This is a genomic window from Neorhizobium alkalisoli (genome assembly GCF_002968635.1).
GTDB lineage: Bacteria > Pseudomonadota > Alphaproteobacteria > Rhizobiales > Rhizobiaceae > Neorhizobium > Neorhizobium alkalisoli.
Genome location: NZ_PVBN01000012.1, coordinates 156,161 through 178,731, shown reverse-complemented (window position 1 = coordinate 178,731; position 22,571 = coordinate 156,161). Strand labels below are relative to the sequence as shown.

The following is a 22,571-nucleotide window of genomic DNA, read 5'->3' as shown; positions in this document are numbered from 1 at the left end:
CGGCCCCCTTTCGCAAATGCGAAAAAGCATGTAATAGCGCGCCAACGAAATATGGCGCGCCTTGTCATTTTGCCGCGTCGCAGCTTCAGAGATACACCATATGGCACTTCGCAACATCGCGATTATCGCGCACGTTGACCATGGCAAGACGACCCTTGTCGACGAACTTTTGAAACAATCCGGCTCGTTTCGAGACAACCAGCGCGTCGCAGAGCGCGTCATGGACTCGAACGATCTGGAAAAGGAACGCGGCATCACCATTCTCGCCAAGGCGACTTCGGTCGAATGGAAGGGCGTGCGCATCAACATCGTCGATACCCCCGGCCACGCCGATTTCGGCGGTGAAGTCGAGCGTATCCTCTCGATGGTGGACGGCGCGATCGTTCTCGTCGACAGCTCCGAAGGCCCGATGCCGCAGACCAAATTCGTGGTCGGCAAGGCGCTGAAGGTCGGCCTTCGCCCGATTGTCGCGATCAACAAGATCGACCGTCCGGACGGTCGCCACGAGGAAGTCATCAACGAAGTCTTCGACCTCTTCGCCAATCTCGATGCGACGGACGAGCAGCTCGACTTCCCGATCCTTTACGGTTCGGGCCGCGACGGCTGGATGAACGTCAACCCGGAAGGCCCGAAGGACGAGGGCCTCGCGCCGTTGCTCGACCTCGTGCTCAAGCACGTTCCGGAGCCGATCGTCGAGGAAGGTCCGTTCCGTCTGATCGGCACGATCCTCGAAGCCAACCCTTTCCTCGGCCGTATCATCACCGGCCGCATCGCCTCGGGCTCGATCAAGCCGAACCAGGCCGTCAAGGTGCTTGGCCAGGATGGCAAGCTGATCGAAACCGGCCGTATTTCGAAGATCCTCGCATTCCGGGGCATCGAACGCCAGCCCATCGAAGAAGCGCATGCGGGCGACATCGTCGCGATCGCCGGTCTCTCCAAGGGCACCGTTGCCGACACCTTCTGCGATCCGTCCGTCACGGAAGCCATGAAGGCGCAGCCGATCGACCCGCCGACCGTCACCATGTCCTTCATCGTCAACGACAGCCCGCTTGCCGGCACCGAAGGCGACAAGGTTACCTCGCGCGTCATCCGCGACCGCCTCTTCAAGGAAGCGGAAGGCAACGTTGCGCTGAAGATCGAAGAAGCGGAAGGCAAGGATTCGTTCTACGTCTCCGGACGCGGTGAATTGCAGCTCGCCGTTCTCATCGAGACCATGCGCCGTGAAGGCTTCGAGCTTGCGGTCTCGCGTCCGCGCGTCGTGATGCACAAGGACGAAAGCGGCACCCTCATGGAGCCGATCGAAGAAGTCGTGATCGACGTCGACGAGGAGCATTCCGGCGTCGTGGTGCAGAAGATGTCCGAGCGCAAGGCCGAAATGGTCGAGCTGCGTCCGTCCGGCGGCAATCGTATCCGCCTGCGGTTCTATGCTCCGACACGCGGCCTGATCGGCTATCAGTCGGAACTTCTGACCGACACGCGCGGCACCGCGATCATGAACCGTCTGTTCCACGATTATCAGCCCTTCAAGGGCCAGATCGGCGGCCGCGTCAACGGCGTACTGCTCGCCAACGCCGCCGGCGAAGCCGTGGCCTATGCGATGTTCAACCTGGAAGACCGCGGCCCGATGATCATCGAGCCGGGCGAGAAGGTCTACCAGGGCATGATCATCGGCATCCACAGCCGCGACAACGACCTTGAAGTCAACGTGCTGAAGGGCAAGCAGCTCACCAACATCCGCGCCGCCGGCAAGGACGAAGCGGTGAAGCTCACCCCGCCGATCCGCATGACTCTCGACCGCGCGCTCTCCTGGATCCAGGACGACGAGCTGATGGAAGTGACGCCGAAGAACATCCGTCTTCGCAAGATGTATCTCGATCCGAACGATCGCAAGCGCTACGAAAAGTCGAAGCTCGCGGGCTGATTTCGTAAACGCATTTGCACTCTTGGAACCCCGGCAGAAATGCCGGGGTTTTTTCTGTGCCTTCGCACTGCACAGGCTTGTGGCAATGGTTAAAAACACGTTAACCTCTGGCCGTTGTCCACATGAGAAGCCTGTGGGCAATCCGTCCTACTCACAAAGGTGGAATAGCGGATTGCCTGCGTGAGGACCTAAAGTAGCGTTATGAAGACGTTGTCGATCGATGTCCGGCGAGCGGAACCGGAAGATGCACGTGCCATCTCGGAAGCACACCGGGAAGCATGGAAGCAGGCCTATGCCGGGCTCATTCCGCACAAGCCGTTGACGCAGATGCTGGAGCGCCGGGGGGAAACCTGGTGGCGGAAGGCTGCGCGGGGTCCTGCGACGCTCCTGGTTCTCGATGTCGCGGGCGATATTGCCGGCTATGCCACGATCGGCCTGAACCGGGCGCGCGCCTTGCCGCAAGACGGTGAAGTCTACGAAATCTATCTGCGTCCGGAGTTCCAGGGCATCGGCCTCGGCCGGCGGCTGTTCGGGGAAAGCCGGCGGCTGCTGCGCTCTCTCGGTTGCGAGGGTTTGGTCGTCTGGTGCCTCGAAGACAGCGAGCATGCAACACGCTTCTTCCGCCGCCATGGCGGTGTCGACGTGGCTGAAGGCATGGAAGATTTCGGTGGGACCCAGCTCAAGAAGATCGGCTTCGTCTGGTCGTGATTCGGTCGCGGGCGGACCGAAAACTTGTGGTTTTCCAATTTGCAGATCGCCTAACATTCCTTCAAAGCGTTGTTGCTTTGCAGCATGATTCCCGCTATCGACGCGTAACTTTGTCCACATGATCGAGGAAAAAGAATGCGTATCGATGCGATTTCCGTTGGTAAGAATCCGCCTGAAGACGTCAACGTCATTGTTGAAGTGCCCGTCGGCGGCCATCCGATCAAGTACGAGATGGACAAGGAAGCCGGCGCGCTGGTGGTCGATCGCTTCCTCTACACGCCGATGACCTATCCGGGCAATTACGGCTTCGTACCGCACACGCTTTCGGAAGACGGCGACCCGATCGACGTCCTCATCTGCAATACCCGTCCGCTGGTTCCGGGCTGCGTCATCAATGTCCGCCCGATCGGCGTGATGGTGATGGAAGACGACGGCGGCAAGGACGAGAAGATCATCGCCGTGCCGGTGCCGAAGCTGACTCAGCGCTACGACAAGGTCAAGAACTACACCGATATGCCCGAGATCACGCTGAAGCAGATCGAGCATTTCTTCGAGCACTACAAGGATCTGGAACCCGGCAAGTGGGTGAAGATCGGCGGCTGGCAGGATGTCGACGTCGCGAAGAAGCTGATCGTCGAAGCCATCGAGCGTTACCAGGCCCAGAAATAAGCCGTCAGGCGGCCTTCAGAAACTTTTCGAGCTTCTTTTCCAAATCCTCCGGGTCGCCATTGATCCGGAGGATTTTTTTGCGCGCAGTTTCGCCCGACATGATCGAGATGGAGGATTTCGGGAGGCGGAGGGTCTCGGCAAGCAGCAGGATCAGCGCCTTGTTGGCCTTGCCGTCTTCAGGCACGGCGGTGACGCGGGCCTTGAGATAGGTTTCGCCGTCAGCGGAGACTTCGATCCCCTCGACAGCATTGCGGCCCGCGTTGGGCGTCAGCCGGACTGCGAGCCGCAGATGGTCGGTGTGCTTGCTGTAGGGGAAGCTCACGCAAACAGGGGGTAGATCGATGTCCACATCAGCGAACGGATGAAGAAGATGATCAGAAGCAGGATTACCGGCGAGATATCGATGCCGCCCAGGTCCGGCATGATGCGACGGATCGGACGCAGCACCGGATCGGTGACATTGAAGAGGAAACGGCCGACCGCATCGACGAATTGGTTCCTCGAGTTGATGACATTGAAGGCATAGAGCCATGAGAATATGGCGCTGAAAATCAGCACCCAGGTGTAGAGGTTCAAGGCCAAATCGATGGTCTGAAACAGCGCGAGCATGCACGTCTCCATTTCGTTGTTGACAGACATGTAGACATTGGCGAACTAACGAGCAAGTACCGTGCCGGTCGCTCGTCGGAATCATGTTTAATGGGCAGCGGGTGCAATGCCGGTTTCCGGTTTCGCTGAAAGTTCTGTTTCATGACCATTCCCGCCTCCGGCGATCGGTTCGCCGCCTTCCGGCACGCCTCTTATTCGCGCTTCTTCTTCTCCCGGTTTCTGGCAGCCTTTGCGATCCAGATCATCAGCGTCGCGGTCGGCTGGCAGATGTATGACGAGACCGGCAATGCGCTCTATCTGGGTCTGATCGGGCTATTCCAGTTCCTGCCTTCGCTGCTGTTGATCCTGGTGACCGGATCGGTTGCCGACCGCTATAACCGGCGCGCGATCATGGCTATCTGCATGGTCGTGGGTGCGCTCTGCGCGGCGGCCCTTCTGGGGCTCACCATCGCCAATTCCTTTTCGCCGTGGCTGGTGTTTGCGATCCTGATCGTGTTCGGCATCGAGCGCGCGTTCATGGGGCCTGCCGTACAGTCGCTCGGGCCGAATCTGGTACCGGAAGAGGATCTGCCGAATGCGATCGCCTGGAACTCTTCCTCCTGGCAGACCGCGTCTATCCTCGGCCCGGTCGTGGGTGGCCTGCTCTACGGTGCAAGCGCGGTGGTTGCGTACGCAGTCGCCGTCCTCTTTTTGATATTCGCGGCCCTTCTCGTCTTCATGATCCCGAAGCCGGTCCAGAAGAACGCTGCCAACAAGGTCAGCTGGGGCGAGATCATGGCCGGCTTCCGCTTCATCTCCGGCGAGAAGGTCGTGCTCGGGGCGATCTCCCTCGATCTCTTCGCGGTGCTGCTCGGAGGGGCCGTGGCGCTCATGCCTATCTTCGCGCGTGATATTCTGGAACTCGGTCCCTGGGGCCTCGGCATGTTGCGCGCTGCCCCGGGTGTCGGCGCCATCATCGTGGCGATCTGGCTGGCTTTTTATCCCATCCGCCATCACGCCGGCATTGCCATGTTCATCGGCGTCGCCCTGTTCGGCGCCGGTACGCTCGTCTTCGGGATTTCCGCAACTCCCTGGCTTTCCATTTCGGCGCTGATGCTGATGGGCGCGTCCGACATGATTTCGGTCTACGTGCGTGAGACGCTGATCGCGCTCTGGACGCCGGACGAGGTGCGTGGCCGCGTCAACGCCGTCAACATGGTCTTTGTCGGCGCGTCCAACGAACTCGGCGAATTCCGGGCAGGCACCATGGCCTCGATTTTCGGAGCAGTACCGGCCGTGGTTATCGGCGGCGTCGGAACGCTCGCGGTCGCGGTCATCTGGGCCCTTGGTTTCCCGAAACTCAGGAAGATCGACAGTCTCGACGCGCCGGACCGGTAAGGTTCAACCGCCTTGAAAGGCAGGCTCGCGGCGGGCATCTGCCGCTGCTGCTTCTTTAGCGGCGGACTTGCCCTCGAAGACCGTGCCGAGGAAGTTCCACAGCCATTCCTTGAGCGGCGCGTCGAAGATCATCCGCCCTTCCAGATGCTCGCGGCCTTTCTGGGCATTCGGCATGATGAAGCGGTGCTCGCCATGCACCACCCAACGCTGCATCATGGCGCGCGTAAGTTCCGCGTGAAACTGCAGCCCCCAGGCATGGTCGCCATAGCGGATCGCCTGATTGGGATAGGTATCGCCCTGCGCAAGCAGTTGTGCGCCATGCGGCAGTTCGAACCCCTCGCGATGGAAGTGATAGACCATTTTCGGCCAGTGCATCAGCAAACGGCCGTGCTCGGTGGAGCGCAGGGGATACCAGCCGATTTCCGTCAGTCCGTCCTTGTCGGGTGCGACCGTACCGCCGAGGTGACGGACCATCATCTGCGCGCCGAGGCAGATGCCGAGATAAGGCTTGTTCTCTTTCAGCGGGACACCGATCCAGTCGATCTCCGTCTTGATGAAGGGGTCGGGATCGTTGGCGCTCATCGGCCCGCCGAAAACGACGGCGCCGGCGTGTCCGGCAAGCGTTGAAGGCAGAAGGTCGCCCAGCACGGGACGGCGGATGTCGAGCGGAAAACCCTTGTCGATCAGCATCTGCCCGACGCGGCCAGGGGAAGAGCGCTCCTGATGCAGGACGATGAGCACCGGAAGCTTTTTGGTATGGCGGGAAGGCTGCATCAACATTTCAGAACGCCCCTAGTCCTCTCCCTCATCTCCTCCCGTTGAACGCGCCGCAGCTTGCTGACGCTGCAGAACCCTGTCGCGCGCCGAGACCCCCAGAAGATCCGCAATCCTCCAAATCACGTGATCTTCGATCTCGCTCCGCTGGCCGTCCGCATAGACGATATCCCAAAGGATTCCGAGAAGTTCGACACGGTCGTCTTCGTTGACCAGATGTTTCTTAAGATCGGAAGTGAAACGGTAATAGTCAACCGCTTCGCGGCCGGCATCATGTCCGGCTTCGATCAGTGCCTTGAGGCGACCTTCGCTCAGGTCGTAGCGTTCGCGCAGGAGATCCCGAAATGTCTGCTGCTCCTGCTCGGAAACATTGCCGTCTGCCTCCATGACCTGGAAGCAGAGAGCGACGAAAGCCACCCTCGGGTCGTCAGGGGCGAATTCCCGCGCGGAATTGGGTGATGTGAGAGTTTGGAGAAAGGCCTGAATTCGGTCCAACATTCTCTTTTCAGGCCTCGCCTTTTTCTAGAAAAGCCGGAGCCTCGTCGCGGGCTGTCCGGCGTCCGGATCCTTCACGCCTGGATCATCCGGCGGCCGACCGAAAAATGGAACTGGTTCCTCCTCGGTTTCCGGCAGTTTTTCGTCCTTCGGCTTCACATTCGCAGGCGCTGGTGTTTTTGCTGCAACAGCTAACTCGCTTTTTAATGGTTCCGGAGCGGGAGCGGGGTGAATGACGATCTGCTTCGGCGGCTCTTCGTCCTTCGCCGTCTCCACGGGTGGCAGGCTCGCAATCGCGTTGTCGGCGGCGAGCGTGCCTTCCTCGATCGGACCTTCGAGCTGGCCGAAGGGAGCCTTCCACTCGAAGGCATCGAGACGGCCGGTCACGGGCGAGACGGGCAGCCATTTCTCCGAAACGAAGCCATCGGCAACCCAGGCCGGATCACGCGGAGCGCGCAGCGCCTGCGCCATCCAGTGGCGAACGCGCCCCTGGTCACCGGTCTCGGCTTCCTCGATATCTGCAAGCAGGAGATAGACGCCTTCCCGCGATTCCATGCGGGCTGCGGCTTCTGCCTTTGCGCGGGCCTTCCTGAACTCCTGAGCGTCGAGAGCGGCCTGGGCGACGGCGATCAGGGACTCGATATTGTTCGGCCGCAGGGCCTCCAGCTTTTCGGCACGCTTCAGGCGGTCGGTCGTGCTGTCGCCGCTGCGGGCGCGAACATAGGCCTGGGCGATATCGGGATGGGGCTCGATCTTCCAAACGCCTTCCAGAGCGGATGCCGCCTTGCGGATATTGTCCTCGCGCAGCCAACCCTTCGCCGCGATGACGGCGGCAGGCACAAGATCCTTGGCAAGCTTCAACGCTGCCATGGCGTCGTCGCGGGCGCCTTTCGGATCTCCTTCAAGCCGATCGCCGGCTCTGGCGGTCAAGAGCACCGCCTTCCAACGATCGGCCTGCGCTTTTTCCAGAATGTTTGCCATGCGTTGCTGGTCGAGAAGGCGAAGAGCCTCATCCCAGCGGCCGGACTGGCTGTGAGCCTCGAGCGTCGCCTGAGCCGCCCAGGGGAGGTATGGCGCGTGCTCCACGGCCTTTTCCGCGTATTGCCGGGCTGCCTCGTTGGCGCCAAGCCGGCGCGCTTCCATGTAGAGACCCCGCAGGCCGAGTTCGCGCGTTTCCGGGTCCTCGACCATCTGCTCGAATTTCTTGCGGGCGTCGTCGTGTCTGCCTTCGATCAGCGCAGTCTGTGCTTCGAGGAGATGGATCAGCGGCTCCTGGTCGGAGCTGAGCAGACCGCGGGTGCGAAGGCTCATCTTGCGGGCGAGCAGCGCATTGCCGGCACCGGCCGCGATCAGGCCGGTGGAGAGCGCCTGGTAGCCGCGATCGCGCTTGCGGGCGCGGAAATAGCGGCGGACGGAGTAAGGTGAGGTCCAGATCACGCCGATGATCCACCAGAGGATCATGGCGGCGGCAACAAGGGCGGCCACCATCGTCGCCGCGACCATGATGCTCGTCTCGATCAGATGGTCCTGCCAGGTGATGGAAATGAGGCCGGGCCGGTCGGCCAGCCAGGAGAAGCCCCAGCCGAGAGCCAAAACGACGAGGAGGAAAATGAAAAGTCTGATCATCCGGGTTTTCGTCCTCAGCCTTGGGTGCCGGTGACGGCGCGCGTCAGCGTACCGCCCACGAGATTTTCCACCTGAATGCGGGCATCAAGCTTCTGCCTGAAGTCGCGAGAGGTGGTCTTTGCCGGCTCCGGCAGGGCGTCCCACTCCCGGACGGACGCCTGGAGATCGCCGTTGCGAAGGCCTTCCTCGATGCGGGCGATGATAGCCTCCGGGGTATCACCTTCGACATTGCCGACCCGCCGCACTTTCACGACCGACATTGCCGAAGAAAGAAGCCGGCCGGCAATTCCCTGGTCAGGATCCGGCTGGATGGTAGCTTCCAGCATGGCGTCGGCCACCTTTGGAAATTCGCGCTGCAGCTCGACGCGCGACGGTACGCCCGCAGCGGCGAATTTCTGCAGGTCGGCAATCGCCGGATCGTCACCGGCAACGCTTCTAAACGTCTGGAGTTCGGTTTCAAACGATCCGCCCCGATCGATCGCGGCTTTGAGCGCGGCCGCCGCAATGGCCCGAGCCACCTGCTGCTCGGGTCCGCGGTCATTGATTTTCGTTTCAACCTGCTGCAGCCGACTGGCGAGGTCGGAATCATTGCCCGCTGTCGACTCGACTGCGGAGCGCAGCAAATCGACGTCGTTTTTGAGGGCGGCAATTGCCTGCTCCGATGCGGCACCGTTCGAATTGCCTGCCGCAGATTCAAGCGCCGCAACACGATTGGCGAGCCCTTCGTCTGCAGGTGGCGCAGGCCGGGTTTGCAGCGCGGCGATCTCCTGGCGAAGCTGGGTGATCTCTGATGAAAGTGCGGTCGTGTCGGCTGCTGGTGCGGGAGAGGCGCCTGGGAGATAGCCGGCATATTGCATGCTGCCTGCAAGCGCCAGCGCGACGATGCCGCCGAAAATTCCTGCAGCGACCAGGGTGGAAGTCGCAGGGCTTCTTTTCGCAAACGCAGCGGGGACAGGTTCGGGTTCGGGAGCAACAGTCGCGGGCTCCGGCTGCTTCGGGGTATCGGGTTCCGTCTCCGCGAACGAAGGTTCGTCGATGTCCGAAGGCGCCGACACGGGCTCGTCCGCGATGTCGGCCTCCACCGGCTTATCGGCATCGAGGGTCGCTTCCGCCTCCAGTTCCGCTGGTGTCACCGGCTCGTCGGAGTCAATGCTGCGCACCGGCTCGGCGACGGCTTCCTCTGCCGTAAGGTCGATCGTAACGGGTTCTTTTTCTGCCTTGGACCGGCGTGGCGGTTTTTCCGATACCATCTCGACCTCTTTTTGCATGCGCTCTGGGGAAATTAGTCAGCGGGAGGGTGGAAGAAAAGGGGCGGGCGGGAATTTGCCGCGGTCCTCGACTAAAGAAGGGCCAGAAGCCCCGTCTCGTCAGCATGGGGGGCGATCGTGATCTTTCTGTGAAATTCGGGAGGCACGGCGGCGGCAACATTGTCGCTGAGACAGATTATCCGGGCAGTCTCGAGCGCCGCCCCATACGGCGCCGTGAGTTCGAAAAAAAGCCGTGCTGCTTCCCGCGAATAAAGAAGCACCGCATCCGCCGGCGGCTCCAAAGTCCGGGCTATGGTATTCTCGTCGTATGGGACGGGCGCCATCTCGTAGATTTCCGCCACGTGGAGCGGTATTTTCGCTGCCCGAAGCCCTTCCTCGAAACTCGCCGATCGCGGCCGGCCGGCAAGGTAAAGCAGGGGGAACTCCGAGATCGGGGCGTCGGCTGCAATCATTCTGGCGAGTTCCGAACCGGTTCCGGAACCCTTCCGGATATTTCGGAAGCCGATTTCTTGCGCCGCCCCTGCCGTCGCCTCTCCTACGGCATAAAGCGTTTCGTCCAGATAGGGCGAAAGGTCATCCAGAGAGGAGAGAACCCGGGCCGCTTCTGCACTCGTCAGCACAAGTGCGGCATGAGGTTTCTTCAATGCAGTCTCGGCAATGTCGGGACGATGCAGCGCCCGCGTCAGCGGCAGCAGGATGGGCTGGTGGCCGAGGCTTACCAGCCGATCGGCGGTGCGTCGGGCCGATAGCTCCGGGCGGGTAACGAGAACCCGCATGGTCCTAGGACCAGTGTTCGAAGAAATCGCTGCCGGCGGTCGCACGCACCGCCTCGCCAGCCTTGCGGCCAAGCGCTTCTGCGCTTGCGCGCTTTCCCTCCACCGCGATCGAATGCTCTTTCTGTCCGTCCGGCGTCAGAATGAGGCCGGAAAACTTCAGGTGATCCCCATCGCAGACGGCATAACCGCCGATCGGCGTACGGCAGGAGCCGTCGAGAGCGGCGAGGAAGGCGCGTTCGCAGGACACCGCGTCGTAGGTCGGCTGGTCGTTGATCGGCGCCAGCAATGCATCAACATTGTCGTCGCCGATGCGGCTTTCGACACAGATCGCGCCCTGCGCGGGAGCCGGCGGAAAATCGGCCGGATCGAGAAGTTCGGTGACGACCGCTTCCAGGCCAAGGCGCTTCAGGCCGGCAAAGGCCAGAAGCGTCGCATCCACCTGGCCTTCGTCCAGCTTGCGCAGCCGCGTTTCGACAAGGCCGCGGAAGGTTATCACATTGATGTCCGGCCGGATGCGCCGGATCAGGGCTTGCCGGCGAAGCGAGGAGGAACCGACGGTCGCGCCGTCGGGTAGTGCGGTAAGTGTCGGCGCGGCGCGGCCGATGAAGGCATCGCGAAAGTCCTCGCGCGGCAGATAGGCTGACAGGCGAAGGCCGTCGGGCAGCTTCGTCGGCATGTCCTTGGACGAATGCACGGCGAAGTCGAGGTCACCGGAAAGAAGCTGCTCTTCCAGTTCCTGGGTGAAGAGCCCCTTGCCGCCGAGTTCGGTCAAGGCGCGGTCGGTGATGCGGTCGCCCTTTGTCGACAGCACGACGATCTCGAACATTTCCTCCGGAAGACCGTGCGCCGTCATCAGCCGGGCACGCGTTTCGGAGGCCTGGGCGAGCGCCAGCGGGCTGCCCCGCGTTCCGATCCGGAAAGGTTTTGTTTGCATCCACGTCATTCCATTGTTACCGGAGGCTTTCGTAGACCGGATTATCCCGCATCGCAATCAACGATAGGCCCATGGCGACCTTTCTTCGCATCCTCGGCATCGAAACAAGCTGCGACGAAACGGCAGCAGCCGTCGTTGCGCGCCATGAGGACGGACGCGGCGAGATCCTCTCCGATGTCGTCCTGTCCCAGCTCGACGAACACAGCGTTTATGGCGGCGTGGTGCCGGAAATTGCCGCACGCGCCCACGTGGAAGCGCTCGACGGGCTGGTGGAGGAGGCACTCAACCGAGCGGGCGTTTCGCTCGACGAGATCGACGCCGTGGCCGCGACCTCGGGGCCGGGCCTGATCGGCGGTCTGATCGTCGGGCTGATGACCGCGAAGGCCATCGCCCGCGCTTCGGGAAAGCCGCTGCTGGCGATCAATCACCTTGAAGGTCATGCGCTGACGGCGCGGCTGACGGACGGACTTTCCTTCCCCTATCTGATGCTGCTCGTCTCGGGCGGTCACACCCAGTTGGTCCTGGTGAGGGGTGTCGGAGAATACGAGCGCTGGGGCACGACGATCGACGACGCGCTCGGTGAGGCTTTCGACAAGACGGCGAAACTGCTTGGTCTGCCTTATCCGGGTGGCCCGGCGGTGGAGAAGGCCGCGCAGACCGGCAATCCGGATCGCTTTTCGTTTCCGCGCCCTCTGGTCGGTGAGGCGCGGCTCGATTTTTCCTTTTCCGGGCTCAAGACCGCCGTGCGCCAGGCGGCCACCGAAATCGCGCCCTTGAGCGAGCAGGATGTCGCCGATATCTGCGCTTCCTTCCAAAAGGCAATCTCGCGCACGTTGCGCGACCGGATCGGCCGGGGACTGGCGCGCTTCAAGCAGGAGTTCGCGGCACTCGATGTCGATCCGGCATTGGTCGTTGCCGGCGGCGTTGCCGCCAACCAGGAAATCCGTCGCACGCTGCAGGCTCTCTGCATCGAGAACGGGTTCCGGTTTATCGCGCCGCCGCTACGGCTCTGCACGGACAATGCGGCGATGATCGCATGGGCCGGGCTCGAGCGGTTCGCGGGAGAGTTTCCGGCGGACGCACTGGATGTGGCGCCACGTTCGCGCTGGCCGCTGGACAAACAAGCGCAGGCTGTTCTCGGTTCGGGGAAGCGGGGCGCCAAGGCATGAGCGGCAGGGAACGGATCGTCGTCATCGGTGCGGGCGCTTTTGGTACTGCGCTTGCGGCCGTCGTCGCCCTGGATGGTCGCTACGCCGTCACTCTTGTCGGCCGCGACCCTTCTCTGATGAGCGACCTTCGCGAGGAGCGCGTGCATGACGCGGCGTTGCCGGGGGTGCCGCTGCCGGATGTGCTGGAATTTTCGGCTGAGCCGGACGCCATCGGGGAGGCGAGCATCGTCCTGTTTGCAATGCCTTCGCAGGCGCAGGCGGATGCGGCCCGGCACTATGGACCGTATCTGTCAAAGAATGCCGTTGTCGTGACCTGCGCCAAAGGGATCGACAGATCGTCCGGCAGTCTGCTCACCGAGGTACTTGAGCGAGAATTGCCCCGCTCCCGGATTGCAGCGCTTTCCGGCCCGGGTTTTGCCGCCGATATCGCTCGAGGCCTGCCGACCGCAATGGTGATTGCCGCCGAAGGCCACGACCTGGCGGACCGGCTTGCGAATGTCCTGTCGGGGCGCACCTTTCGGCTCTATGCATCGACCGATCGTATCGGCGTCCAGCTCGGCGGTGCGCTTAAAAACGTGCTGGCGATCGCTTGCGGCATTGTCGAAGGCGCCGGGCTTGGCGAGTCAGCCCGCGCGGCGCTGATTTCCCGTGGGCTGGCGGAAATGTCGCGGCTGGTCGAAGCCATGGGCGGGCGGGCGGACACCGTCAGCGGCCTTTCCGGCCTGGGCGATCTGGTCCTGACCGGCACGAGCCACCAGTCGCGAAATCTTCGCTTCGGCATTGCGCTCGGGCGGGGGGAGCCGGCCGCAACGATCGGCGGCGGTCCTTTGGTCGAAGGGGCATTCGCAGCCTCCGTAGCCGCCAGGCTTGGAAAAAGGTTTTCGGTCGAACTGCCGGTGACCGACGCGGTTGCGGCGATCATCGACGGCAAGCTCGATGTCATGGCGGCGATGGAACAGCTGATGACCCGGCCGATCAAGGCTGAATAGACAATAAATATTCGAAGGAGAGACCAATGCTGTTTGCCTTTCTCTGCACAGACAAGCCCGGGCATCTGAATGTCCGGATGGAGACCCGCCCGGCTCATCTGGAGCATCTGAACAAGCTCAACGATCAGGGGACGCTCAAGATTGCAGGCCCTTTTCTCGACGACGAAGGCAAGCCGAACGGCAGTCTGGTGATCGTCGAAGCCGCCGACATGGCAGCGGCGCGGACCATCGCGGAAGCCGATCCCTATTACCTTGCCGGCCTGTTCGAGAAGGTCGAGATCAAGCCTTACAACTGGGTCTTCAACAAGCCGGCTGAGTGAGACATCGATGGCATATTGGCTTTACAAATCCGAACCTTCCGCCTGGTCCTGGGAGCAGCAGAAGGCCGCCGGCGAGAAGGGCACCGAGTGGACCGGCGTGCGCAACTATCTCGCGCGCAACAACATGCGGGCGATGAAGCTCGGCGACAAAGGCTTCTTCTACCATTCGAACGATGGGCTGGAGATCGTCGGGATCGTCGAGGTCTGCGCCCTGTCTCATCCGGATTCGAGCGCCAAGGGCGATCCGAAATGGGATTGCGTCGATATCCGCGCCGTCGTGGACGTGCCGAAGCCGGTGACGCTGAAGGATATCAAGGCCAATTCGAAATTCGAGAAGATGTCGCTCGTGACGTCGATGCGGCTTTCGGTGCAGCCAGTGACCGACGAGGAATATTTCGAGATCTGCAGGCTCGGTGGCCTCGACAATCCTCCGCGTTCGCCGGACTGAGCTGCCTTGAAGACCGATCCCCGGACCTTCATTCTTCAAAATACAGAGCTGACGACCCCGCCGCATGTGCCGGAAGTCCGGCTTCATCTCGCGACCGAGGCGCATGAGCTCTGGCAAAAGACGGAGGAAGATCTGGAGGAGATCGGCCTGCCGCCACCGTTCTGGGCTTTTGCCTGGGCCGGCGGCCAGGGGCTCGCCCGCTTTGTCCTCGACCATCCGCAAACGGTAGCCGGCAAACGGGTGCTCGATTTCGCCAGCGGTTCCGGGCTGGTGGCGATTGCGGCGAAGCTTGCCGACGCCGAGGATGTGCTGGCGGCGGATATCGATCCCTGGACGGAGAGCGCGGTGGCGCTCAACGCGGCGGTGAATGGGGCCGATATCCGGTTCACGTCGGAAAACCAGGTCGGCAAGGCGGTCGATGCGGACGTCATCCTCGCCGGCGATGTCTTTTACGACCGGGATTTTGCCGATGTGCTGATCCCGTGGTTCACGCGACTGGCAGGCGAGGGGCGGTTGGTTCTGGTCGGCGATCCGGGGCGGAGTTATTGCCCGAAGGATCGGCTCGAGCAACTCGCCGTCTATGAAGTGCCGGTGACGCGGGCGCTGGAGGACAGCGAGGTGAAGCGGACGACGGTCTGGCGGTTCCGTTAGGCGCGCCAAGGCTCCTCCCGCGCAGTTGCCTGCCGTGGTTTCAAAGATCGGAGAGTCCATGCGAATGCGGAACCTCATTGAGTAATGTATGTGTGGCTCCGCATTCGCGTGGCCTTCGGCGTCTTTTCGGGACTTCCGGTCCCTACAGGTGATCACCTCGCCCCGCTGCGTGGCTTCATTTGCGATTTCCTTTCGGGAAACCCTGCCACTTGGACGGCTCAACCGAACCCGGCCCGGCGGCCAGGGGGAGGCTTGATAGGAGAGCCTATCTTGCGACGGACGCTCCATGGCTTTCACCTCTTCCACCCTCGCCGCACGTTACGGGTCCGATGGAAGCGCCGGCCTCCGCCTGCCCGCGAACGTCTCGCGAAACACTCCGGCGACGGAAGCGGGGGAATTGTAGGCATGGGTTTGGATGGTGGGGATAAGGAAGGGGGTAAGTTATTGATCTAGCTGAGCGCGGCCGGATTTTTCTCCGCCGATCGCTGCCGACGCGGGCTGCCGCCCCCCTCTGCCCTGCCGGGCATCTCCCCCACCGGTGGGGAGATCGGATGGGCGCACCGGTTTCCCAAAATTGAAGCGCTGGCTGGGCGCACCGGCTTCTTCAGTATGCCGCCGCGCTCTTCGGTTCGTTCAGCGGATTTACGTCTCAGTTCCCGCCGCGGATGATGCAGACGCCGGCTTCGAAAGCGCAGGCGGTTTGCGAGGCGAAGACGTTGCCGCCCATTTCCTTTTCGACGTCGATGATTTTTGCCTTGGGCGCCAGAGCAGGCCGCCGCTGGTCGCGCAGAGGCCAGTAATCAGCGTCGCGCAGGAAATAAACGCCGTGGCCGCGGACGCTATAGGCTTCGATGGAGCCCCCATAAAATCCGCCGAGCGGGCGAAAGCCCCTGATCGAACGGCCGGCAAAGCGGCCCATGCGGTCGATTTCGGCAGGCCGGTTCCAGCGACCGTCACCTTGGCGGTCCCAACGGCTGTTTTCGACCCGATGATGCCGATGGTGCCGGCGGTCGCCGGCATCGGCAACGGATGAAAAGACCGCAACAAGGGCGGCGGCTGCAAGAAGGACAGGTTTGATGCGATTCGCTGTCATGGCGAACTCCTGCGGTCAATCGTTAACAGGAGGTTAACACGAAACTGCAGTGGCCGTCGCCTTGGCAACGATTTCTTCGGCAATCGTGGTTAATGTGCGAAGCCCGATCCCACAGGGGCCAGCCATGAGAAAGACACAATCGATTAAATTTGGAATCCCCTTGAATTGTTCTTGTCGACCGGCATCCGTGAGATTAAACCACGCCAATGATGCAATGCACATTTCTTTGGCATGCTGCATTGCGGGCACCCGCCCTTATACCGCATACGACGCCGCGAGGTCCTGATGGCGAATGTGACAAATAACCGGCCCCTGTCGCCGCATCTGCAAATCTACAAGTTTATTCCCACCATGGCGATGTCGATCGTCCACCGTATCACCGGCGGCGCGCTCTACTTCGGCACTCTGCTGGTTGCCGCCTGGCTTATTGCCGCGGCCTCGGGCGAGGAATATTTCAACCAGGTGAACTGGCTGTTCGGATCGATCGTCGGACAGCTCGTGCTGTTCGGTTATACCTGGGCTCTCCTTCACCATCTGCTCGGCGGCCTGCGCCATATCATGTGGGACCTCGGCTACGGTTTCGAGAAGGAATTCTCGACCAAGCTCGCCAAGGGCAATCTGGTCGCTTCCATCGCGCTGACGGTTCTCGTCTGGGCGATCGTGCTGATCGTTCGTTGAGGAGACCAGAACATGGATATGCGCACTCCTCTCGGTAAAGTCCGCGGTCTCGGCTCCGCCAAGAGCGGCACCGAACATTTTTGGCGCGTGCGGACCACTTCGGTCGCGCTCGTTCCGCTGCTCATTTTCTATATCGTCTTCCTGATCATCTATGCCGGCAAGCCCTATGCCGAAGTGGTCGGCGCGCTTGCCAATCCCTTCGTCGCAACGATCAATGCGCTGACGGTCATCGCCAGCATCGTTCATATGCGTCTCGGCATGGAAGAGATCATTCAGGACTACATCCATTCCGAATTCCTGAAGCTGACGCTGCTCGTGCTCAACGCCTTCTTCTCCCTCCTGGTCGGTGGCCTCTGTCTTTTCGCCGTCCTGAAAATCGCATTCGCAGGATAATCCCGTCATGGCATCGATCACTCCCATCGCCCAGACCGGCAAGGCCTATACCTATGTCGATCATTCCTATGACGTGATTGTCGTCGGCGCCGGCGGCGCGGGGCTGCGCGCCACGCTCGGCATGGCCGAGCAAGGCTTCAAGACCGCCTGCATCACCAAGGTCTTCCCGACGCGCTCCCACACCGTCGCGGCGCAGGGCGGCATTGCCGCTTCGCTCCAGAACATGACGCCGGACAGCTGGCAGTGGCACCTTTACGACACCGTCAAGGGTTCCGACTGGCTCGGCGACGTCGATGCCATGCAGTACATGGTCATGGAAGCGCCGAAGGCCGTCTACGAACTCGAACATTACGGCGTGCCCTTCTCGCGCAACGAGGAAGGCAAGATCTACCAACGCCCGTTCGGCGGCCACATGCAGAATTTCGGCGCCGGTCCGCCGGTGCAGCGCACCTGTGCTGCGGCAGACCGTACCGGCCACGCCATCCTGCACACGCTCTATGGCCAGTCGCTGAAGAACAATGCGGAATTCTTTATCGAATATTTCGCGCTCGACCTGATCATGTCGGATGACGGCAGCCGATGCACCGGCGTCGTCGCCTGGAACCTCGATGACGGCACGATCCATCGCTTCGCGGCCAAGATGGTGGTGCTGGCGACCGGCGGCTACGGCCGCGCCTATTTCTCGGCGACCTCCGCCCACACCTGCACCGGCGACGGCGGCGGCATGGTGGCCCGCGCCGGGCTGCCGCTGCAGGATATGGAATTCGTCCAGTTCCACCCGACCGGCATCTACGGTTCGGGCTGTCTCATCACCGAAGGCGCCCGCGGCGAGGGCGGCTACCTCGTCAACTCCGAAGGCGAGCGCTTCATGGAGCGGTATGCGCCATCGGCCAAGGATCTTGCCTCGCGCGACGTCGTTTCGCGCTGCATGACGCTGGAAATCCGCGAAGGCCGCGGTGTGGGCAAGAACAAGGACCACATCTTCCTGCATCTCGACCATCTCGATCCGGCCGTTCTGCACGAACGCCTGCCGGGTATTTCCGAGAGCGCCAAGATTTTTGCGGGCGTCGACGTGACGCGTGAGCCGATCCCCGTTCTGCCGACCGTGCATTACAACATGGGCGGCATCCCGACCAATTTCTGGGGCGAGGTGCTCAATGCCGACAGCGCCAATCCGGAGCGTCTGCTGCCGGGCCTGATGGCCGTCGGCGAAGCGGGCTGTGCTTCGGTTCACGGCGCCAACCGCCTCGGTTCGAACTCGCTGATCGACCTCGTGGTCTTCGGCCGCGCCGCCGCGATCCGCGCCGGCCAGGTCATCGACCGCGCCGGACCGGTGCCGGCGCTGAACCTTGCTGCCTGCGACAAGATCATGGAGCGCTTCGACGGCCTGCGGAACGCCAAGGGCGGCACACCGACCGCGGCGCTGCGCGACAAGATGCAGCGCGCCATGCAGGAAGACGCGGCCGTTTTCCGTACCCAGGAATCGCTGGCTTCCGGCTGCCAGCGGCTTTCGGAGATCTGGAAGGAACTGCCAGACGTCAAGGTTACAGACCGCTCGATGATCTGGAATTCCGACCTTGTCGAGACACTCGAACTTCATAACCTGATGGCGAACGCCATCACCACGGTCTATGGAGCCGAGGCGCGCAAGGAAAGCCGCGGCAGCCATGCCCGCGAGGACTATATCGAAGGTCCGTTCGGTGGCCGCGACGACGTCAACTGGCGCAAGCATACGCTCGCCTGGGTCAATGAGGCCGGCGACGTCAAGCTGGACTACCGTCCGGTCCATACCGAACTGATCGCAGAGGGCATCGATCCGCACAAGATCGAGCCGAAGGCCCGCGTGTATTGATCCAATGACGATGAAGCCGCACATCGCTGATGTCGCCGAGGAGGCTGCCACGGGCCGCCCCCTCGGCATATTCGCGATCAATCTCGATCGCTCGCCTGACCGGTGGGCACAGATCGAGCGGCATTTCGGCCACCTGGCGTGGCCGCTTCAGAGGATTGCGGCGGTCGATGCGCGCAAGGATCCCTCGGCGGTTCTCTCGGTTCGGGGGCTTTCCCTGCAGTTTCCGCCTGACGGTGTTGCCTGGAACAGTCATCGCAACCGGATCTTCATGCTGACGGAAGAAGCCTGTCTGGCCGGCCATGTGCTCACCTGGCAGCAGTTCCTGAAAACCGATCTCGCCTATGCGCTCGTGCTGGAAGACGATGCGGAGCCGCAGGCAGGCTTTGTCGAAACCTTGTCTGACCTGCTGCAGTCCGGACCGGGCGCGGATATCGTGAAACTCGAAGGGGTGTTCAGATCCGGCGGCCGCAAGGCGATCCCCCTGCGGGATGTCGGCAAGCACAGGTTGATTCGTTCCTTGCGTCCCGCATCGGGATCGGCGGCCTATCTCGTCACCCGGCGCGGTGCGGAACGCTTGCTGGCAAGCGTCGACCACATATGCGTACCCGCGGACGATTTTCTCTGGAACCCCGCGTTTCACGGCTGCGATGTCGCGCATGTTTCGCCCTGGGTGATCATGCAGTCGGGCATGGCGAGCGTCATTGCGACCGACAAGGCGGCAAAACGTTCCGGCGTCAAGGCCCCGTTTGGGCGGGCGGCGCTGATGCCGCTGCGCCGGGGCTTCGAACGACTGAAACTGCTTTGGGCCGCGACCGACGGTCGCCCCTGGAAACTCTTGAACACGATGGTCGCCCAATGGGCGCCTGATGACTATAACCTGAAAGACAGAATGTCGATTGCTGCCATAGATCGGAAGTCTAGCAATGGTTGAACTCGCTCTCCCCAAGAACTCCCAGATGACCGAAGGCAAGGTCTGGCCGAAGCCCGCGGGCGCCAAGAACGTCCGGGAGTATCGCGTCTATCGCTGGAATCCGGACGACGGCCAGAACCCGCGCATCGACACCTATTACATCGACGTCGACGACTGCGGGCCGATGGTTCTCGACGGCCTGCTCTACATCAAGAACAATATCGATCCGACGCTGACGCTGCGCCGCTCCTGTCGCGAGGGGATTTGCGGCTCCTGTGCCATGAACATCGACGGCACCAATACGCTCGCCTGCACCAAAGGCATGGACGACGTGACCGGCACGGTGAAGGTCTACCCGCTCCCGCATATGCCTGTTGTCAAGGACCTGGTTCCGGATCTCACCAATTTCTATGCGCAGCACCGCTCGATCGAGCCTTGGCTGAAGACTGTTTCTCCGCCGCCGGCCAAAGAATGGAAGCAGAGCCACGAAGACCGCCAGAAGCTCGACGGCCTCTACGAGTGCATCCTGTGCGCCTGCTGCTCGACCTCCTGTCCGAGCTACTGGTGGAACGGCGACCGTTATCTCGGCCCGGCCACCCTGCTGCAGGCCTATCGCTGGCTGATCGACTCCAGAGACGAAGCCAAGGGCGAGCGTCTCGACAACCTCGAGGATCCGTTCCGGCTCTATCGCTGCCACACGATCATGAACTGTGCGCAGACCTGCCCGAAGGGTCTGAACCCGGCCAAGGCGATTGCCGAAATCAAGAAGATGATGGTCGAGAGGCGCGTCTAAGCGTTTATCGGACCGCTGCTTTGGTCCCCGACTTGCGGGGATCAAAAGCGGCTTGAACGGCGGGGAACCATGCCTGCCGTCATCCGTTTGTCGGCTTGTTTTTCGAGTCCGACAAAGAAGCGTTCAAAGCCGATCCATCATTTGTTCCAATACGACTTGATTAACCAAAGCGAATTACGGTAATTCCGTCTCAATTCGTTGGCATTGGTGGCGCGTACCAATTGAAAGCTGGAGCTAGATGATGCAGTTCAGATATGTGGCGACGGGTCTTTTTCTCGTAATGGCGCTCGCCGGTTGCCAACGTACCTCCTACAGCCCCTACAGCGATCTACCTTCCCAGCCTGCTCCGCTTCAGGCTCAGCCCGTCCCATCCGTCCAGGGCGGGCAGCTTCCGCCTCCCGGCGGGGCCAACCCTTCGCAGTTTCCGACGGCACCCACAGCCAATGCTAGCGTGGCTCCAGGTGCAGGCGATGCCGCTCCGCCGACCGCGCTTGACGTCAAGAAGGAAGCCATGGTCGGCAACTGGCGGGTTTCTGGCGGCGGCGCCTCCTGCGACATGTTCCTGACGCTTACCAATCTGGGCGGCGGCTCGCGCGGCGGCACCCGTGGTTGCGCGGGCGAACTGACCGCCATGGGTTCCTGGGAAGTATCGGGCAAGATGGTTCAGTTCAAGAACCGTGCGGGCGACGTCATCGGCCGGGTTTACAAGACTGCTGAAAATCGCTTCGACGGTACCATGAATTCCGGTCAGGCGGTCAGTCTGAGCCGCTAAAGGCTTCGGTCTTCGAGGACGCCCCGGTTGGAACCCATTCCTGAATACACAACGAGCGTCACCGAAGAGCTGAAAGCACTGACGGCGTCGGGCGTGTTGACGGCCGATACCGCACAGTTCGGCGTGGCGGCAAAGCTCGACCACATCCTGACATGCCTGCGCGATACGAAGCCGGCCAAAAAGAAGAGCGCGCTCGGCTGGCTGTTCGCCAAAGGCGGCGGGCGGCCTCGGGAAATTCACGGGCTTTATGTGCACGGCAGCGTCGGGCGCGGCAAGACCATGCTGATGGACATGTTCTTCAAGAAAGCGTCGATCGGCAAAAAGCGCCGGGCGCATTTCCACGAATTCATGGCCGATGTGCACAACCGCATCCATGCGCATCGCCAGAAGCTGAAGCGCGGGGAGACGCGCGAGACCGATCCGGTGCCGCCGGTCGCCGCGGCGATCTACGCGGAAGCAGAACTCCTCTGCTTCGACGAATTTTCGGTGACCGACATCACCGACGCCATGATCCTGGCGCGGCTTTTCACCGAGCTTTTTGGCCTCGGCTGCATTCTGGTGGCCACATCCAACGTGGCTCCGGAGAACCTCTATAAGGACGGGCTGAATCGCGGGCTCTTCCTGCCGTTCATCGGCTTGCTCGGCAAGCATGTGGACGTGGTCACGCTGGATTCCCCCACCGACTATCGCCTGCAAAAGCTCGCTACCCTGCCGGTTTACATAACTCCGCTCGATGGGCGCGCCGATGCGGCCATGGAGGCCGCCTGGCATCAGGTGACGGACGGCAAGAAGGTGCAGCCCCTCGAGATCCCGATGAAAGGCCGCAGCGTCCATGTGCCCGCGGCCACAGGTCGGGCCGCACGCTTCGACTTCAGGGATATCTGCGGAAAGCCGCTCGGAGCCTCGGACTATCTGGCGATCGCGGAGCGCTTCGATACCGTCTTTGTCGAGCGCGTTCCGCGGCTCGGGCCGGAGAAACGCAACGAGACCAAGCGTCTGATCAATCTGGTCGACGCGCTTTACGATCAGAGGGTCCGTCTCTACGTCTCCGCGGCCACGGCACCGGAAGACATCCTTCTTGAACGGCGCGGCACCGAAGGCTTCGAATTCGACCGCACGGTGTCTCGCCTCTTTGAAATGCGAAGCCCGGATTATCTTGCAGCGCACCAGGAACTGCGGACCCAAGTTTAACGATTTGGTGACAGAAATTCTTACGTTTACGTAAGAATTTTATGATCTAACCGATTGAAAAAGCTGCCTCCAAAATAATCGATTGCCAATTTCGCTGGATGGCGGTATGCGGTCTGGCACATTGGCAGGCCTGCCGTAGCTTGCCGTGGATTGGA

At 61.8% G+C, this 22,571-nt stretch carries 25 protein-coding genes; 16 read left to right on the top strand and 9 right to left on the bottom strand.

Annotated features, from left to right (window positions below):
• Nucleotides 1–100 precede the first annotated feature (100 nt).
• From typA to ppa, 3 genes are all read left to right on the top strand, one after another.
• On the top strand, nucleotides 101–1,921 hold the full coding sequence (gene typA, locus C5L13_RS23260) for a translational GTPase TypA (RefSeq protein WP_105385643.1): 1,821 nt from the start codon (nucleotides 101–103) through the stop codon (nucleotides 1,919–1,921).
• Between the two features lie 201 nt (nucleotides 1,922–2,122).
• Entirely contained in the window at nucleotides 2,123–2,629 is a 507-nt protein-coding gene (locus C5L13_RS23255; protein ID WP_105385642.1) for a GNAT family N-acetyltransferase, read from the top strand.
• A 135-nt stretch (nucleotides 2,630–2,764) separates the two neighbouring features.
• Nucleotides 2,765–3,298, top strand: coding sequence for an inorganic diphosphatase (gene ppa, locus C5L13_RS23250; protein WP_105385641.1), 534 nt, complete (start codon nucleotides 2,765–2,767; stop codon nucleotides 3,296–3,298).
• A gap of 4 nt (nucleotides 3,299–3,302) precedes the next feature.
• Here the strand turns inward: ppa and C5L13_RS23245 are convergent, their stop codons facing one another.
• The gene (locus tag C5L13_RS23245) at nucleotides 3,303–3,620 is read right to left on the bottom strand and encodes a DUF167 domain-containing protein (protein WP_105385640.1); all 318 of its coding nucleotides are present in this window, start codon (nucleotides 3,618–3,620) and stop codon (nucleotides 3,303–3,305) included.
• On the bottom strand, nucleotides 3,617–3,907 hold the full coding sequence (locus C5L13_RS23240) for a YggT family protein (protein ID WP_245422905.1): 291 nt from the start codon (nucleotides 3,905–3,907) through the stop codon (nucleotides 3,617–3,619). The genes C5L13_RS23245 and C5L13_RS23240 overlap by 4 nt, the downstream gene beginning before the upstream one ends.
• A 141-nt stretch (nucleotides 3,908–4,048) precedes the next feature.
• Between C5L13_RS23240 and C5L13_RS23235 the strand changes: the two genes are divergently transcribed.
• Nucleotides 4,049–5,284, top strand: a complete 1,236-nt coding sequence (locus C5L13_RS23235; RefSeq protein WP_105385638.1) for an MFS transporter — start codon at nucleotides 4,049–4,051, stop codon at nucleotides 5,282–5,284.
• Between the two features lie 3 nt (nucleotides 5,285–5,287).
• Here the strand turns inward: C5L13_RS23235 and C5L13_RS23230 are convergent, their stop codons facing one another.
• From C5L13_RS23230 to hemC, 6 genes are all read right to left on the bottom strand, one after another.
• Nucleotides 5,288–6,064, bottom strand: a complete 777-nt coding sequence (locus tag C5L13_RS23230) for a glutamine amidotransferase (RefSeq protein ID WP_105385637.1) — start codon at nucleotides 6,062–6,064, stop codon at nucleotides 5,288–5,290.
• Between the two features lie 12 nt (nucleotides 6,065–6,076).
• A complete protein-coding gene (locus C5L13_RS23225) occupies nucleotides 6,077–6,556 on the bottom strand; it encodes a tellurite resistance TerB family protein (protein ID WP_105385636.1) in 480 nt (159 codons plus the stop codon).
• A 24-nt stretch (nucleotides 6,557–6,580) separates the two neighbouring features.
• Nucleotides 6,581–8,179, bottom strand: a complete 1,599-nt coding sequence (locus C5L13_RS23220; RefSeq protein WP_105385635.1) for a heme biosynthesis protein HemY — start codon at nucleotides 8,177–8,179, stop codon at nucleotides 6,581–6,583.
• Between the two features lie 14 nt (nucleotides 8,180–8,193).
• Nucleotides 8,194–9,429, bottom strand: a complete 1,236-nt coding sequence (locus C5L13_RS23215; RefSeq protein WP_105385679.1) for a COG4223 family protein — start codon at nucleotides 9,427–9,429, stop codon at nucleotides 8,194–8,196.
• Between the two features lie 89 nt (nucleotides 9,430–9,518).
• Nucleotides 9,519–10,223, bottom strand: coding sequence for a uroporphyrinogen-III synthase (locus C5L13_RS23210; RefSeq protein ID WP_105385634.1), 705 nt, complete (start codon nucleotides 10,221–10,223; stop codon nucleotides 9,519–9,521).
• 4 nt (nucleotides 10,224–10,227) lie between these two features.
• Nucleotides 10,228–11,157 (bottom strand): hydroxymethylbilane synthase, encoded by a 930-nt coding sequence (hemC, locus tag C5L13_RS23205; RefSeq protein WP_105385633.1) that lies wholly within the window; start codon nucleotides 11,155–11,157, stop codon nucleotides 10,228–10,230.
• Nucleotides 11,158–11,228: 71 nt separating this feature from the next.
• Between hemC and tsaD the strand changes: the two genes are divergently transcribed.
• The 5 genes from tsaD to C5L13_RS23180 are packed head-to-tail and all read left to right on the top strand — an operon-like array spanning nucleotide 11,229 to nucleotide 14,734.
• Nucleotides 11,229–12,326, top strand: a complete 1,098-nt coding sequence (tsaD, locus tag C5L13_RS23200) for a tRNA (adenosine(37)-N6)-threonylcarbamoyltransferase complex transferase subunit TsaD (RefSeq protein ID WP_105385632.1) — start codon at nucleotides 11,229–11,231, stop codon at nucleotides 12,324–12,326.
• Nucleotides 12,323–13,315: an NAD(P)H-dependent glycerol-3-phosphate dehydrogenase gene (locus tag C5L13_RS23195; protein WP_105385631.1), complete on the top strand. Its 993-nt coding sequence runs from the start codon at nucleotides 12,323–12,325 to the stop codon at nucleotides 13,313–13,315. Before tsaD ends, C5L13_RS23195 begins: the two co-directional genes overlap by 4 nt.
• 26 nt (nucleotides 13,316–13,341) lie before the next feature.
• Nucleotides 13,342–13,635 (top strand): YciI-like protein, encoded by a 294-nt coding sequence (locus C5L13_RS23190; RefSeq protein ID WP_105385630.1) that lies wholly within the window; start codon nucleotides 13,342–13,344, stop codon nucleotides 13,633–13,635.
• A gap of 7 nt (nucleotides 13,636–13,642) precedes the next feature.
• Complete coding sequence (locus tag C5L13_RS23185; RefSeq protein WP_105385629.1) at nucleotides 13,643–14,083, top strand: EVE domain-containing protein; 441 nt, start codon at nucleotides 13,643–13,645, stop codon at nucleotides 14,081–14,083.
• Nucleotides 14,084–14,089: 6 nt separating this feature from the next.
• Nucleotides 14,090–14,734 (top strand): class I SAM-dependent methyltransferase, encoded by a 645-nt coding sequence (locus C5L13_RS23180; RefSeq protein WP_105385628.1) that lies wholly within the window; start codon nucleotides 14,090–14,092, stop codon nucleotides 14,732–14,734.
• Between the two features lie 649 nt (nucleotides 14,735–15,383).
• Here the strand turns inward: C5L13_RS23180 and C5L13_RS23175 are convergent.
• The gene (locus C5L13_RS23175; protein ID WP_105385627.1) at nucleotides 15,384–15,827 is read right to left on the bottom strand and encodes a hypothetical protein; all 444 of its coding nucleotides are present in this window, start codon (nucleotides 15,825–15,827) and stop codon (nucleotides 15,384–15,386) included.
• Between the two features lie 285 nt (nucleotides 15,828–16,112).
• On the opposite strand from C5L13_RS23175, the gene sdhC reads away from it, so the two are divergent.
• The 7 genes from sdhC to zapE all read left to right on the top strand — a co-directional run bounded on the left by sdhC (nucleotide 16,113) and on the right by zapE (nucleotide 22,416).
• Nucleotides 16,113–16,505: a succinate dehydrogenase, cytochrome b556 subunit gene (gene sdhC / locus C5L13_RS23170; protein WP_105385626.1), complete on the top strand. Its 393-nt coding sequence runs from the start codon at nucleotides 16,113–16,115 to the stop codon at nucleotides 16,503–16,505.
• A 12-nt stretch (nucleotides 16,506–16,517) separates the two neighbouring features.
• Nucleotides 16,518–16,898, top strand: coding sequence for a succinate dehydrogenase, hydrophobic membrane anchor protein (gene sdhD / locus C5L13_RS23165; RefSeq protein WP_105385625.1), 381 nt, complete (start codon nucleotides 16,518–16,520; stop codon nucleotides 16,896–16,898).
• Nucleotides 16,899–16,905: 7 nt separating this feature from the next.
• On the top strand, nucleotides 16,906–18,750 hold the full coding sequence (sdhA, locus tag C5L13_RS23160; RefSeq protein WP_105385624.1) for a succinate dehydrogenase flavoprotein subunit: 1,845 nt from the start codon (nucleotides 16,906–16,908) through the stop codon (nucleotides 18,748–18,750).
• Between the two features lie 10 nt (nucleotides 18,751–18,760).
• A complete protein-coding gene (locus C5L13_RS23155; RefSeq protein WP_158693512.1) occupies nucleotides 18,761–19,681 on the top strand; it encodes a glycosyltransferase family 25 protein in 921 nt (306 codons plus the stop codon).
• Nucleotides 19,674–20,453 carry a succinate dehydrogenase iron-sulfur subunit gene (locus tag C5L13_RS23150; RefSeq protein WP_105372749.1) on the top strand — a complete coding sequence of 260 codons (780 nt, stop codon included), beginning with the start codon at nucleotides 19,674–19,676 and terminating at the stop codon, nucleotides 20,451–20,453. Before C5L13_RS23155 ends, C5L13_RS23150 begins: the two co-directional genes overlap by 8 nt.
• A 241-nt stretch (nucleotides 20,454–20,694) precedes the next feature.
• A complete protein-coding gene (locus C5L13_RS23145; RefSeq protein WP_105385678.1) occupies nucleotides 20,695–21,225 on the top strand; it encodes a protease inhibitor Inh/omp19 family protein in 531 nt (176 codons plus the stop codon).
• 27 nt (nucleotides 21,226–21,252) lie between these two features.
• Complete coding sequence (zapE, locus tag C5L13_RS23140; RefSeq protein ID WP_105385622.1) at nucleotides 21,253–22,416, top strand: cell division protein ZapE; 1,164 nt, start codon at nucleotides 21,253–21,255, stop codon at nucleotides 22,414–22,416.
• Nucleotides 22,417–22,571 lie beyond the last annotated feature (155 nt).

Coding starts and splice junctions, on each gene's coding strand:
- typA (WP_105385643.1), top strand. CDS start 101: ATGGCACTTCGCAACATCGCGATTATCGCGCACGTTGACCATGGCAAG.
- C5L13_RS23255 (WP_105385642.1), top strand. CDS start 2,123: ATGAAGACGTTGTCGATCGATGTCCGGCGAGCGGAACCGGAAGATGCA.
- ppa (WP_105385641.1), top strand. CDS start 2,765: ATGCGTATCGATGCGATTTCCGTTGGTAAGAATCCGCCTGAAGACGTC.
- C5L13_RS23240 (WP_245422905.1), bottom strand. CDS start 3,907: ATGCTCGCGCTGTTTCAGACCATCGATTTGGCCTTGAACCTCTACACC.
- C5L13_RS23235 (WP_105385638.1), top strand. CDS start 4,049: ATGACCATTCCCGCCTCCGGCGATCGGTTCGCCGCCTTCCGGCACGCC.
- C5L13_RS23230 (WP_105385637.1), bottom strand. CDS start 6,064: ATGTTGATGCAGCCTTCCCGCCATACCAAAAAGCTTCCGGTGCTCATC.
- C5L13_RS23225 (WP_105385636.1), bottom strand. CDS start 6,556: ATGTTGGACCGAATTCAGGCCTTTCTCCAAACTCTCACATCACCCAAT.
- C5L13_RS23220 (WP_105385635.1), bottom strand. CDS start 8,179: ATGATCAGACTTTTCATTTTCCTCCTCGTCGTTTTGGCTCTCGGCTGG.
- C5L13_RS23215 (WP_105385679.1), bottom strand. CDS start 9,429: ATGGTATCGGAAAAACCGCCACGCCGGTCCAAGGCAGAAAAAGAACCC.
- C5L13_RS23210 (WP_105385634.1), bottom strand. CDS start 10,223: ATGCGGGTTCTCGTTACCCGCCCGGAGCTATCGGCCCGACGCACCGCC.
- hemC (WP_105385633.1), bottom strand. CDS start 11,157: ATGCAAACAAAACCTTTCCGGATCGGAACGCGGGGCAGCCCGCTGGCG.
- tsaD (WP_105385632.1), top strand. CDS start 11,229: ATGGCGACCTTTCTTCGCATCCTCGGCATCGAAACAAGCTGCGACGAA.
- C5L13_RS23195 (WP_105385631.1), top strand. CDS start 12,323: ATGAGCGGCAGGGAACGGATCGTCGTCATCGGTGCGGGCGCTTTTGGT.
- C5L13_RS23190 (WP_105385630.1), top strand. CDS start 13,342: ATGCTGTTTGCCTTTCTCTGCACAGACAAGCCCGGGCATCTGAATGTC.
- C5L13_RS23185 (WP_105385629.1), top strand. CDS start 13,643: ATGGCATATTGGCTTTACAAATCCGAACCTTCCGCCTGGTCCTGGGAG.
- C5L13_RS23175 (WP_105385627.1), bottom strand. CDS start 15,827: ATGACAGCGAATCGCATCAAACCTGTCCTTCTTGCAGCCGCCGCCCTT.
- sdhC (WP_105385626.1), top strand. CDS start 16,113: ATGGCGAATGTGACAAATAACCGGCCCCTGTCGCCGCATCTGCAAATC.
- sdhD (WP_105385625.1), top strand. CDS start 16,518: ATGGATATGCGCACTCCTCTCGGTAAAGTCCGCGGTCTCGGCTCCGCC.
- sdhA (WP_105385624.1), top strand. CDS start 16,906: ATGGCATCGATCACTCCCATCGCCCAGACCGGCAAGGCCTATACCTAT.
- C5L13_RS23155 (WP_158693512.1), top strand. CDS start 18,761: ATGAAGCCGCACATCGCTGATGTCGCCGAGGAGGCTGCCACGGGCCGC.
- C5L13_RS23150 (WP_105372749.1), top strand. CDS start 19,674: ATGGTTGAACTCGCTCTCCCCAAGAACTCCCAGATGACCGAAGGCAAG.
- C5L13_RS23145 (WP_105385678.1), top strand. CDS start 20,695: ATGCAGTTCAGATATGTGGCGACGGGTCTTTTTCTCGTAATGGCGCTC.